The sequence below is a fragment of the Butyricimonas sp. RTP31003st1_G1_RTP31003_210430 genome, assembly GCF_040920905.1.
GTDB classification, from domain to species: domain Bacteria; phylum Bacteroidota; class Bacteroidia; order Bacteroidales; family Marinifilaceae; genus Butyricimonas; species Butyricimonas paravirosa.
The window spans coordinates 1-13,910 of sequence record NZ_JBCOSQ010000045.1; the positions used below are offsets into that span (position 1 = coordinate 1).

At 44.1% G+C, this 13,910-nt stretch carries 10 protein-coding genes; all 10 read right to left on the bottom strand.

The annotated features are described in order from the left end of the window. Positions 1–216: 216 nt before the first annotated feature. A complete protein-coding gene (locus AB5542_RS13960) occupies positions 217–2,853 on the bottom strand; it encodes a zinc-dependent metalloprotease (RefSeq protein WP_270542712.1) in 2,637 nt (878 codons plus the stop codon). A 169-nt stretch (positions 2,854–3,022) separates the two neighbouring features. Then, on the bottom strand, positions 3,023–4,303 hold the full coding sequence (locus AB5542_RS13965; protein ID WP_118305055.1) for a hypothetical protein: 1,281 nt from the start codon (positions 4,301–4,303) through the stop codon (positions 3,023–3,025). Between the two features lie 19 nt (positions 4,304–4,322). Next, a complete protein-coding gene (locus AB5542_RS13970; RefSeq protein ID WP_087419863.1) occupies positions 4,323–4,526 on the bottom strand; it encodes a hypothetical protein in 204 nt (67 codons plus the stop codon). A 16-nt stretch (positions 4,527–4,542) separates the two neighbouring features. Then, the gene (locus AB5542_RS13975; RefSeq protein ID WP_279038932.1) at positions 4,543–5,916 is read right to left on the bottom strand and encodes a RagB/SusD family nutrient uptake outer membrane protein; all 1,374 of its coding nucleotides are present in this window, start codon (positions 5,914–5,916) and stop codon (positions 4,543–4,545) included. A gap of 31 nt (positions 5,917–5,947) precedes the next feature. After that, positions 5,948–9,601: a SusC/RagA family TonB-linked outer membrane protein gene (locus AB5542_RS13980; protein ID WP_279038930.1), complete on the bottom strand. Its 3,654-nt coding sequence runs from the start codon at positions 9,599–9,601 to the stop codon at positions 5,948–5,950. 196 nt (positions 9,602–9,797) lie between these two features. Beyond that, positions 9,798–10,988, bottom strand: a complete 1,191-nt coding sequence (locus AB5542_RS13985; protein ID WP_279038928.1) for a FecR family protein — start codon at positions 10,986–10,988, stop codon at positions 9,798–9,800. A 67-nt stretch (positions 10,989–11,055) separates the two neighbouring features. Continuing rightward, complete coding sequence (locus tag AB5542_RS13990) at positions 11,056–11,589, bottom strand: RNA polymerase sigma factor (RefSeq protein ID WP_279038927.1); 534 nt, start codon at positions 11,587–11,589, stop codon at positions 11,056–11,058. A gap of 119 nt (positions 11,590–11,708) precedes the next feature. Then, positions 11,709–12,371 (bottom strand): HD domain-containing protein, encoded by a 663-nt coding sequence (locus AB5542_RS13995; protein WP_087419859.1) that lies wholly within the window; start codon positions 12,369–12,371, stop codon positions 11,709–11,711. Positions 12,372–12,384: 13 nt separating this feature from the next. Beyond that, on the bottom strand, positions 12,385–12,747 hold the full coding sequence (locus AB5542_RS14000) for an arsenate reductase family protein (protein WP_279038926.1): 363 nt from the start codon (positions 12,745–12,747) through the stop codon (positions 12,385–12,387). Further along, entirely contained in the window at positions 12,747–13,907 is a 1,161-nt protein-coding gene (gene pncB / locus AB5542_RS14005; protein ID WP_279038923.1) for a nicotinate phosphoribosyltransferase, read from the bottom strand. The genes AB5542_RS14000 and pncB overlap by 1 nt, the downstream gene beginning before the upstream one ends. Between the last annotated feature and the right edge of the window lie 3 nt (positions 13,908–13,910).

Sequence of the window (13,910 nt, forward strand, 5' to 3'; positions counted from 1 at the left end):
TCTATAAACAGAGGAGGAGCTGGTGACTCTTCCCGAAGACAGGGAGTATTTCAGCTCTCCCTCTGTTTATAGAGGGAAATCGGCGAGTAAGCAAGAACAGACAGAGAGTTTACTCGTTGTCTGTCGAGCGAGAGCCGATTCGAGACTGCTTGCAGGCTCAATACCCCAAAGGGGGGAGGGAGTTTTGAAAAATGACTTATCGGACAGTCCCGTTCATCATTTACTATCCTTCAAAGACTTATTCAACTTCATCAACAACGATTGATAGTGAATTTTCGTGTCACCTGTCGCCCCCGCAATCTTGGAATTCAAAAGCCGTTGAGCCTTCAAAGCCATATCCTGCAAGTACACTTTAGAATTATCTATCTCTCCGGTATTCACTTTCCGCACGAAACCATAGCCATAACCGAATTCATTTAACGCCATCTGTTGTGCCACGTAACCGGGGCCACGTTCTTGCTCCACTTGCCGGAACTGATCAAGATATTTGTTAATCAATCCGGTTTCATCCAACCCGTAGGCCGCAATCTCTTCCACGGAAGGCATATAAGCCGCATCCGTCAGCATCCGCAACGCTCCCCCTCCGGCATCTTTCAACGAACTGGCGGAAACATCCACGATAAATTGTTGCAGCATCTTGTCGGCATCCGTCAAAGCCCGTCCTTTCACCGTGTTTTCAAATGCACCATTATACAAGTCTGTCAGGAATTCCTGAATCGTGTATGGATTAGACGCGAGATGAGATGACAATATGATATTTCCGGTCAAACGTTCCAACTGGTCCAGTATTCTTTTTTGCAGTACCGGAGTCATGTCCACTCCCATGGCGAAATTCTTTTTCAAATCCGTCTTGCTCAACCAATCCGAAGACTTGAACTCTTTCAGTATCCACGCCAAAGAAGCCCGTTGTTTTTCCTTTGAAACCGGCTCATGACGCTGTCCCTTCGTTCCGTCTTTCACTTCCGTCAAGTAGATACCTCCCACGTTATACATCACGTTCATGATATAACGATAGTATTGATTCGCCAACTGTTTGTAAAGCTCTTCCCGGTGCGTAAAATCCGCATCGTCATTTACCCATTCTCCGAGATTAGACAAGATATATTTCAAATTCTTTATCCCGTACTCCCCGGCTTTCATCGGATCATCCCCCAAGTCCTCTTCAATAGCACTCGGATCATAACGGGAATAAATCTGTTGCCTTCCATAACGATAGCGAGGGTCTCCGGCTTTCTCGTCCACCCAACTTTCAAGAATAGCTTGTTCTTCCCATTCATCATTCACCTGTGGTAAGGGCTGATAGTTCCATTTTACTAGGAAACAATCATATACACCCAAATCCGGCGGGGTCAAACGTACGCCCTTGTCTCCGGGTTGAGCCACGTAATTAAAACGAGCGTAATCCATGATACAGGGTGTTGTCCCATACGTGTTGGTAAAAGATGCGGAACGTAACGAATCCACCGGATAAGCGGCAGAGGCCGACATATTGTGCATGAAACCGAGGCAATGTCCCACCTCATGAGCCACCACGTAAGCGATGGATTCTTTCACGATGTCATCCGGCATCTTCTTTGCCCGCACGGACGGGTCGATTTGTGCCGTCTGCACGAAACGCCAGTTATTAATCAAACGAATCACGTCGTTATAGACCAAAACAGAGGCATTAACAATTTCTCCGGTCGTCGGGTCCACCCACGACGGTCCCATCGCATTTGCCGTCGAAGAAGGTAAATAACGAATACAGGAATATTTCAGGTTATCCGGATCAAATTCGGGATCATCCTTCGGGAAATCACGTACCTGCACGGCATTCTTAAACCCAATCTTCTCAAAAGCCTCATTCCACCGTAGCGTACCCTCTTTTATCGGTTGTTTCCACAATTCCGGAAAAGCATCATCAATATAAAACACGATCGGTTTCACGGGTTCCACAAGTTCCCCTCGCTGAAAAGCCGCCATATCTTTAGGCTCCATACGCCAACGGTTGGCCAGCGTGTAATCCAGGATCCCATCCCTCTCCGTGGAGACGTGTTGTTTACTCGTGATAAAAATACCTACCCGTGAATCGGAAATCCGGGGACGCATCTTCTCTTCCGGTAATAACAATAGAGAACGGGTCACCGTGGCCGTCAACGGCATATTATCCAAGAACGAGAACGACATGAATTTCAACGATACTTTATAAGATAACATGGACTTCACGCTCAAATTATCATCAAACGCCTTGACTTCCCCTAAAGCAACACCATCTTTGTTAAAGACAGAATTCAACTGGATCAATCCCATGATCGTCGTCGGAAGAAAGGCAAATTCTTTCATATCCGTCGTGAATATCGGTGTCACATCAATCACCACGGCCGTACTGTCCGGCGTGTAAGCTGCAATCTTGTACGAGTACAACACGGCATCCGCAAAGTTCTTGTCAATAGCCTTTTTCAGAGAAGGTTCTTTCGGATTCGAGGTCACGAAAGCATTTACCTCATTCAGGTAAATAGTACTGTCGATCTTCGTGAAACGCACGTGTAACGGGTCATTTTGCTTGTAACCCACGTCACAGAAATCATTACTGGAAGTCGAGGTCAACGTGGACGCGAATAACATTTCCCGTCCCAGATATTTCACCGGAATCTCAAAATACAATTTCCCATCCACCTTGTGCAAGGTAATGAAATTACTCTTCACCGTCTCGCACGACTTTTTCTGAAATAATTTGTCATAAGCACTCTTCTTCTCCGCCACCTTAGCCGTCACGGCATTTTTACCTTTCTTCTTCCGCCCGGCTGCCTCGGCATCCCGCGAACAAGGTAGCACGAAAAGTGCCACGAACAATACTAGCATCCATTTTTTCATACTTTTCAATTTTATATTAAGACATTAAAAGAGGTTCTAAAGTTTGTAAGGTTTATAAGGTTCATAAAGTAACAGGCGGCCTTCGATAACCAGAACAGCCATGAACAAAACTTTCCGTAGAGAGTTCATAAACTTTATAAGCCTTACAAACTTTATGAACCTTATAAACTTACTCTTCGACTTTCGTGAAGTGGAACACCAACGGGTAAAGATCCTTCATCGGGAACTCGTCCGGTTCACCCCATCCGGGATGCAGCTGGTCGTAGTATGATCTCGTCAGGAAGTCCGTCGGTTCATAATCCACGATTCGCAATTCCAACGTGGTATTTTTGTTCAATAATCTCACTCCCACGAAAACCCTGCGTTCGTCAATGCTCGTTGCAGAATAATTCACGTTCGCCTTGCTCAAATACAAGGTAATCACGTCCCGAGACGGCATTCCGGTTTGTTCATATAGCCTCCAAGGACCTTCCTCCCCGAACTCGGCCTCACAATTCCGCAGATACTTCAACAGATCACCCTGTACTTGATCCACGTTTAACGTATTACTTGCTCCGGCAATAAATTGAATCACATCGGTGGACCTATTGTCTAATGGAAGATTATCACAATCATTCGGGTCAACGTACCCGGCCATACGACGAATAAAACTCTCGCTCGTGATCTCGCTGAATGCCCATTTCCCAACTAACGCTTTAAAAGTCGTGGGGCCGGAAACCGTGATTGTCGTGGCCGCATTATTTCCTCGTTCAAACAAGCCCCCTTCCTGCATACGGAAAATCACTTTATCTTTTCCTTCTTCATTTTTCAAGAAACGGAGCGTGACATCGGCCGTAGATTTATAGTTCCCAACCATCACTAACTCCTGTTTCCCTCCAACAATCTCATAATGTTCCCCTAATACCGCGGTTGATGCCGGATCGATCTCAAAAGGAACACGAACCTCGTCATTCCGGGTATAATACATCTTTCCATTTACCATTAATCCCATTTTGACAATCACCTCGTTTTTCAGATCATATTTAGAATCCTCAAAAGAACACGAGAAAACATCTTTCGTCTCAACAGGAATCATCGCTACCCGGTTATTCCAAAGTTGGAAACCGTTCACCTCTTTCAATGCCAAACGAATTTCCCGTCGGGTAGTCACGTTTTCCTTCGGCGTAATCCAGATCGTGTCAATCGTTTTCCCCGGTTCAAGCGTGAAAGCATCCGTCTCGATAGTGTAATCCTCATCCAATATAGCCGATCCCGAAATATCAAAAGGAACTCTAACAGACTCTGTCACGGGAACGGAAGAAATAACCTCCACGGCAAGAGGTGCCGCCGCTTTCAAAATATAGATCGGACGCCCAAAACTTAACGTCGGAGCGTTATTATCATCATCCGAACAAGCTGTTAGGAAACAGGTCGCCAGCATCAGTACATATATAAATAATATCTTTCGCATAACTCGCTATTTTATCATGTTAATCACCATAGGCTTCATTATAGGCATCTCTTTTAGCCTGCACCATATCACTCTCCGCATTCGTCAACTTCGGTGGAGAGGGTAACCGGAATTCATTGTTAACATCCGTCACGCGAGGCGGCATATCCTTCACGTTCTCGCTACATCCCATCAAGGAAAAAACAAGTACTATAATCGCGATTATATATTTTATTGTCTTCATATCTGTCTCGTTTTAATTAATACACATCATAACCGGGATTTTGTTCCAGCGCCGGATTCAACGCTATATCCGATTTGGGTAACGGGAAGGTATACAAGAATTTTTGCGTCTCGTATTTCACCCCGGCATATCCCCACCAGAATTCAGGACATCCATTGCGTTTCAATTCAAACCAACGGTCGCCATTCTCCATATAGAACTCTTTTCTTCGTTCATTCAATATAGCGGCCAATAAAGGAGTTAAAGCCTTACCCGTGGCATCTGTTTGTATCAGAGCATTCTGATCTACAACCGGTAACGAACTCTCCGTATAATCCGTGTAAGGCGAAATCCGGTGCGAGCGAATGAGGTTCAGATAATAAAGGGCATCTTTCGTGTTATTCAAATGTGCATAACTCTCGGCCATGATCAGGCACATTTCCGCACTTCGGATCACAGACCGTAGTGCCTTGCGATTCAATAACTTTTTAGTAAAGAATAGATCAAACCGAATATCATTTTCCTTTTCCGTGAATAAATCAATCAACCCTTGTGACACCGGACGTCCTTGCACGTAACCGAATTCCAAATCCGTGTAACCCAAATGTTTTTTAATCCCCGAACGTAAAAGTTCATTCCCTTTCTGGTCAACTTCACTCTGCATCATGGCCACGTATTCTTCCCCTTTCACCAAAGGATACACGTCCAGCACTTCTTTGGCCGTGGCGGTGGCCAGTTCCCATTCCTGTGTCCAGAAATAGGTCCGAGCCAAGTAAAATTTCATCACGTTTACATCAAAACGATACTGTTTATCGGCCTGATTCATCTTGATTGCAGTGGTCAAATCATTGATAATAAAATCAATCGTCTCCTGCATTGTCGAACGAGCCGGTTTACCTTCCATGTCAAAGGTCACCACTAATGGAACCCCATTCATCGTGGAAACCTTCGCCTTATCGTAAGGTTCACAATAAGCCCGCATCAGATTATAGTAACAAATCCCCCGCAACGCGTAAGCAATAGCCATCGTCTTTTTCCCTAATTCAGAAGTCTGATCCTCCAGATTATCAAGGATAATATTACAATCCTTGATGACGGAATAAAGCGTTCCATAACGGGTAGTCATACTATTGATGTCCGTCCCCACGTACAAAGGCACCCGATCCGTCGTGTTCAAATCTCCATCAAGATTATCGGAATACCCTTCATAGGAAACCGTGGTCGTGTAAGCCCCTAAAATCGCAAAATCATTTCCTTCATCTATACTCCGCAAATGATTATGGATCAACGCAGAAAACTCCTCGGCTGTTTCCGGGATCACCTGTCCCTTATCCTTCACGTCCAAATATTCCGTACAGGACGTAAAAGCGAAAAACAGCGCTAAACCTATATATAAACTTACCTTTTTCATAAATCTATTTTCTATCATTTAACTTGCATACTTAAAAACCCACGTTTATACCCCAATTAATAGAACGAGTCAGTGGGTAAATTGCTCCCGAAGTTTCTGGGTCTATCCCCGAATAGTTCGTGAACGTGAAGAAATTATTAAACGTGAGAGATACCGACACAGAGGAAAGGCGCATATACCGCGTCCAGTCCTGAGGCAAATTATAGGACAAGGTAATATCCCGTATTCTTAAGAAAGAAACATTCTCCAAATAAGTTCCGTCCGTAATGTTTTGCCTGGTCACGTTATACTCGTCAAGCGAAAGACGTTGCCCCAAATAGTCAACAACACGGGGATATTTCACACCGGTATCACCTTCTTTTTTCCAACGATTGACCATGTCCTTTCTAACATTCAAGTGATTCCTGTACAGGTCACTATAAGCCGTTTGTGGCTTTTCACCCGTGATATAAGAAGTCACAACGCTATAACTGGCCGGGGAATTTATCTTGTTGATAATCTTCGCTCCCGAAGAGATATAAGCCCCCGCACTCAACCGGAAATTACGATAACGGGCCTCCAGGCTAAAACCACCTGTCACCGGAGCGATGGAAGTCCCCCGATAGTAACGGTAATTATCGGCTACCTGTAAATCCGAGCCTTGATATATTTGTGCATCCGGGCGCAACTCGTAAGTGTAAACTCCATCCCGCGGGTCAATTCCCGTGTAACGTCCGGTAAACACGGCCTCCAACGGGTAACCTTCGTATGTTCCGTCCGTCATGATCCCCTCCCCGTCTCGTTTGAATTTAGTCAGTTTATTCCGATTCAATGCTATATTTCCTCCTAGAGTCAAACCGTACATTCTCCTGTCCAGTACTTTCACTCGTAAAGTTCCTTCCAAACCTTTATTCACGACAGTCGACGTGTTATAAGGCTGATTAATGAAACCAGTCGTGGAAAGCATATTCACGCTTGAAACTAAATCAGTACTTTTCCTGTAATATCCTTCAACCAACCCGGTAACCCGGTCATTAAACAAACCGAAATCAAGGGCCAGTTTCATATCTCTCGTCTTCTCCCATCGCACCTTAGGATTAGGAGCCGCACTTACCGTTCCCGTACGTAAACCTTCCCAGTAATTTGTCGAATAACCAAGCACCAACTCTTTATTCACGGATTTCACGATATTTCCGGTGTATCCCATGGCTGCCCGCAAACTTAAACGACTGATCACCGGGGAAAGCGAATACATGAAAGACTCTCTGTCAATATGCCACAACAATCCCAAAGACCACGTCGGGTTAAACTGTTCGTCACTACCAAAATTATTGGACCCATCCGTCCTAAAGGTCAAACTCATCAGATAACGCTCCATGAACCCGTAATCCAGCGAGGCATAAAACGATGCGAAACGGTTCTCCGTGGTAGCTTCCCTAGACAACAAATCAATCAACTCGGCATAACGATTCACGTCATTTACCGATGGATTAGGTGGAAGAGGAATAGATGAATTTCCCGTAACATGGTCATACCCATATCGTTTTTGAGAAGTAGCTACCGTTTTATCTCCCCGTAACTCGGCTCCTGCCAGCAATGAAAGCCGATGACTGCCAAATATATCATCGTAAGTGAAAAATCCACGGGCACTATAACTATCGGCGTTAGACTCCGACCGTTCGATATTCCCGTAAGGAATCAATTCCCGGTTATTATCATCAAAATAAAGATGATCTTCAAAAGCCGCGTAGGAATCCTGTTTTTTAATATCCACCATGCGATTATTCGTGTAGGTGTACGAGGCCAGACCATCAAATCGAATCTTATCCGTAAACTGATATTTCAGATTTACCCGTACCACTACATTCGACTGGTCGGCATCCCCCGATGTTTCCCGCATCTCCCGCAGGATATTAAAACCATTGGCCGGCACAATCGGTATATTGGCACCCACCCCGTCACTCAAAGATCCCAAAAGGAAATAAGTCATATCAGCACGATAGCTGCCATCCTCGTTATAAGGTTTTTCGTAAGGATTAGCAAAATAAGCATACTGAAAAGGATTCACATTCATGGAGGCCCCTCTGGATTTTTGTTTAGCCAAATCAATCCCGAAATCCAAGTCTATCCGTTTCGTCGGTTTCGTGTTCACCTTGGTATTAATACTATACCGCTCGTAATCGGTCTCCTTTACCAAACCATTATTCTGATTATATCCTAACGAAACATAGTAAGTAACATCCTCGGAACCTCCCGAAAAAGAAATATTATGCGACATGGAAAATGAATTACGGAAAATCACATCAAACCAATCCGTCGAACTCTTCTTTAATTCCGTGATATAAGCATCCTGTTCGGCTGTTGTCATCGTCTCGAAATCATCATGTGTCCAAAGCGTGTTGTTCTTTCCTAACTTACCAGCCCGTAACATCCCGACAAGCCCCACGATAGCAACATGGTCTTTTCTGTTATTTTCGATATTGTTAGCGTAAGCATCTGCCGAAAACTCATCCCATAATTCTTGCTCCCAAGCCAGTTTTTCCGATGAATTCATCAGTTTTGCATCTCGTTGAGGTTTTAACCCCATGGAAAAATTAGCGGCATAATTAACGGTCATCTTTCCCGGTTTCCCTTTCTTCGTGGTGATAACGATAACTCCCCCGGCAGCACGGGAACCGTAAATAGCGGCAGCAGAAGCATCCTTCAGGATCGTCACATTCGCAATGTCATTCGGGTTAATTCCCGCTACTCCCCGGACAAAAATATCATTCAGCCCCCCGGAATTAATACGGTTACTGGAGATCTTCGGAACATCTTGCTGCAAAGGTACCCCGTCAACCACCCACAAAGGCTCGGCATCACCACTCAGCGTGTTCGTTCCCCGAATTCTCACCTTAGCAGACTCTCCGGGACGCCCGGAAACCGCCATCACACTCACTCCAGCAACCTGTCCTTGTAATAACATATCCACCGTGGGAATGGCCTTATTCGTAAAAGCCTCTTCTCCAATCGTGGCCGTCGATCCTGTCGAACGATCTTTCGTTGTTTGTCCATATCCCGTAATGATCACCTCCTCCAACTGGTCAACTTTCTCTTTCATCACCACACGCAACGGTTTATTCACGTCCGTCACCTTCACCTCTTGCGTTTCCATCCCCACGAACGAAAATAGCAGGAATATCTCCTTCTGTTCGGGAATCGTCATCTGAAAACTCCCGGAAACATCTGTCGTAACTCCCACATAAGTACCTTTCAACAGGACAGTTACTCCCGCTATCGGCACTGAATCCTTATCCACCACGATCCCCTTCAAGGTCACCTTTTTCACCTCTTGCTTGGCCGGACGATCCGGACGTATAATCACCACGTGATCCTCGATCTCGTAAGAAAATCCTGTTCCTTTCAGGCACTTGTCCAAAACCTCCCGGATAGATGCATCTTTCACATCCAGAGACTTCACCCGTACATTTTGAATGTCATCCAGATTATATACAAACGTGTAATCACTACTTTTCCGTATTTGGGAAAAGATATTGGTCAGACTAATATCATTCCCTTTCAACGTTAATTTTAACTCTTGCGAGTAAACACTTGCCGATAAAGCAGTGTTTTGCAAGAACAAGCACACGCATAGCAACTTCACGATTAACAATTTTCTCCACAGCTTAAATCTCCTCAAGCTGTTGGGGTTGTCATTTTTTTTCATACTTTTGCTTTTAGGTTTCACATTTCATTTAATGATGAGCTTAGTAGGCAGGTAATGGGGCTACATTACCTGCTTGCATCATTTTAAAGTTACATTACAATTTTTCGAATTCGATTATGCTAGTAAATTTTTGACAAAAGTAACCTTTGAAATCTGTTCTCTAAATCCCCTATTATAGGGATTTTCTTTCCAAGGTTCACTCTAGCAAATCGTAGGTTTCCAACCATTTATGAATATAAATACTTTTTCCTTGAATTAGAAACTTTACTTTTTGTGTCTTTTCAATTTTAGTTAGTAAATCCTGAATATTATTATAGCGTCTCATTTCAACCGAATATCTCAGCTGTTTCAATGCCTCATCATTAAAAATTATATTAACATCATACCATTGTGACAAACGCTCGGCAATCGTCTCCAAAGCCGCATTTTCGAAATAAAACACACCATCTTTCCATAACGTGAAATTCCTTGCATCCACCTCTCTCATCAAAATCTTCCCGGTCGCCGTGATCACCTCGGCCTGTCGGTCCGGTACCATAAGTACCGATTCATCCTTATACGTCAAGCAAACTTCACCCTCGACAAGAGTCGTAATCGTACGTCCCCGGTAAGTCATCACGTTAAAACTCGTTCCCAACACTTTTATATCCGCCCCGTTCGCCAACACGTGAAAAGGTTTCCCCTCATCCTTTGCTACTTCAAAATAAGCCTCCCCTTCAATCTCCACGCTTCGCCTATCCCCGACAAACGTAACAGGAAAGCGCAACTCGGAATCGGAATTCAACCACACTTTCGTCCCATCCGACAATTCCAGCATATACTCTCCCCCGCGAGGTACAACCAACGTGTTGTACTCCTCCACCTTCGGGGTACTCGTTTCTTCTTCTATTGCCCGGTAAACAATTTTCTTTCCCGTCGCAACTACTTTTACCCCGGGTAAATCCAATTTCATATCTTCTTTTTGTTCCAATTTCAAGAATCTTCCGTCAGCCATAATTAACTGGGCTCTTCCTGTCCCCGGAACAATTTCCACGTTGTCAGCAATCGTGACTTCCGAGGATTTCCACTCGGAAGACACGAAATACCCGCACACCAATAAAGGCATCACCATAATAGCCGCACACCGGCCTATTCTTCTCCAAACAACATATTTTCTGAAATGAACACGCTCAAATTTCCGCCACTCATTCTTTACTGTTTGTTTTTCTTTCTCCCTACGCTCGTTTTCCGTCATGATATATGTCCGGATCTCATCATATTCTTTTACATGAGCAGGGCTTTCTACACGCCATTGCTCCAACCGGACTTGATTCTCTTTCGTAATCACCCCGGCAAACTCTTCCGCGATCAAATGAGCAATTTTAAAACGTCTTCTTAGCAAATTCATACGATTTAAATTTAGCGTTTATTAAGAAGACGATTGAGAAAAAAAAGTGGGTGAGTGTAAAAATAAATTATTTATCGACTAAAACGAACAAAATCATCAAAAGATCCTTCGACAGCAAGGTTCTTAACGTCACGTAAGCACTCTTTTTCAATGATTTAATTGTATTCACGGAAACACCTAACCGTTCTGCCACTTCCGTGTTGTTAAATCCTTTCAAGTTCAATAAAATAATCGAACGAGTCTGTGAAGGTAGCTTATCAATAGCATCGTACAATATTCGGGACACCTCCTGTTGAGTAACCTCTTTCAAAAAATCATATTCTTCGGGATCTTCCTCGTTTACCCGATTCTGGTACTGATTTTCTATCTTTTGATGCTTACAATGATCCAGATAGATACGACGGGCTACGGTGTACAAGAAAGCTTTGGCATTCTCTTCCGTCTCAAACTCTCCCCGATGCTCGAACACCCTCACGAATGCTTCCTGCGTGAAATCTCTCGACAATTCACGCTCGCCCGTGTAGCGTTGCATCAACGTGTAAACGGGAATAAAAAAAGTCTCGAAGAAAGCCTTAAACTCTTTATGCGATACGATAGCCATAATGAAAAGCATTGTTCTTTCGCAAATATAAACATTTTATAATAATATTCCACACGACCACAATTGCTTATTCCACTCCTTCGCACGCAAAAAGTTTTGAAAAATATCACAAGGTTTATTTACAACAACCTTTGACCATTAATCACCAGTTCAAAACTGATATTCAAAAACTCGGCAGCCTTTCGGCTCAACATCATCCGCCCCAAAAAGATTTCGAAATAATCCATCACAGCCGAAATAGAAGTATCAATCTTCAAATCCAAAATAATAGCCGAATGATCTTCATTAAAATAAATCTTGGATTCTTCCACGGCATAATTCACCCGGTCATGAATATCAAAACTCGCAAAATCCTGATTACGCACCCGACTTCTCCGCACATCCGTTTTGTCAGCCAAAATCAAGGCAGCAGCTATCGGATTCACGGCAGCAGCCGTACTCTCGTCATGATTACCGATAGCACTGATGACCATTGCAATCTCCGCCGGGTCCATCCCCATCCGGTCCAGCAATCGGAATGCCATTACCGCACCACTCTGTGCATGGTCAATCCGGTTCACGATATTGCCAATATCGTGCATATACCCGGCAATCTTGGCCAGTTCGGCCGTTCGCTTCGGGTAATTCAAAGTTAATAAAATCATCTCCGCCATCGTCGCCGCTTTCACCACGTGGGGGAATGAATGTTCTGTATATCCTAAAGCGGACAAGGCCTTGTCGGCCTCCGTGATATAACACTTTATACTCTCGTCATTCCGTATATCCTCGTACGTAACTAACATAAAAAACTATCTATTATTTTAACAATACCTTTTCCCACTCTTCTGGCTTGAATCCCACCAACACGAAATCCTCCCCGATAACCAAGGGACGTTTTACCAACTTCCCGTCAGACGCCAATAACTCCAATTGTTCCTCCTCGCTCATCCCGTCCAGTTTCTCTCTCAACTGCATGGATTTATACAACAACCCGCTCGTGTTAAAGAACTTCCGCAACGGTAAAACACTTCTCTCGAACCATATTTTCAACTCCTCCCGTGTCGGACGTTCTTCCACGATATGCCGATCCGTGTAATCCACCTTTTGCTCGTCTAACCACTTTTTCGCCTTCCGGCAAGTACCACACGCCGGGTACTCCAAAAATAAATATTCTTTCATCATTTTAATCTTAACATTCTCAAACATAAATCGACCTCGTCCGGGTAACCCGTATGTTTTCCCTCTACATCCGACAATTTCACGGCAGGCAAAAACACCTCGCTCCCTTTCGGACGACATTCAAATAACTTGATTACCATATTTAATGGTGTGACCCCCACATCATTCGTGAGATACGTTCCGATCCCGTACACGTCATGCAGACGTCCGTTCACGAAAGCCTTGATCTTCTTCACTCCCTCCAGATCCAACGCATCACTGTACACGATCGTCTTACTTTTCGGGTCCACCCGATGTTTCCGGTAATGCTCCAATGCTTTCTCCGTGAATTCAAAAGGATCACCACTATCCCAACGTAAACCATCAAACAACTTGGCATACTTCGTGTCAAAACTATTAAAGAAATTATCGGAAGTATACGTGTCTGCCAAGGCTATACCCAAATAACCGTCATAAACATCCACCCAATTTTCCAACGCCAAGGCATTCGCCGACCGATAACCGAAATGCGCCCCGTGATACATGAACCATTCGTGGGGATGAGTCCCCATCGGAATTAAGTCATATTTCATGGCAAAATAAACATTACTTGTCCCGTTCAACAAGCCCTTCATATTCTCTTTCAATATGCCGATCACCCGATCCTGCACGTCAAAGGAGTATCTTCTCCGGGTTCCGAATTCGGAAATTTCCGCTTTTATATCCGCAAAGGCTCTTGCTTTCTCCGTTGCATTTCGTTCCAAATCACGGGCAACCTGTCCCGTCATCCGGAAATATAATTCGGAGATCATCGCCATTAAAGGAACTTCCCACAACACGGTCCGGTACCACAAACCTCGAATTTCCACGTCTAGCTTTCCTCCCTCCTGACTCACTTTCACCTCGGCAGGATTAAAACGAAAACCTTTCAAAAGATCGAAAAACACCGAATCAAAATAATAACATTTTGCTCGCATAAACTTCTCGTTTTCCTTTGAAAGTACCACTCCCGCCATAGCCTCCACCTCTTTTTTCAAAGCATCAGCAAAACCGGGAGGGAAACTCGTATTTCCCCTGTTCACGAAACGATAAACCACTTCCGAATCCGGAAACTTCTTTTGTATGGCATTCATTGCCGTGAACTTATACAAATCATTATCCAAAAAATCATGGATGATCATATT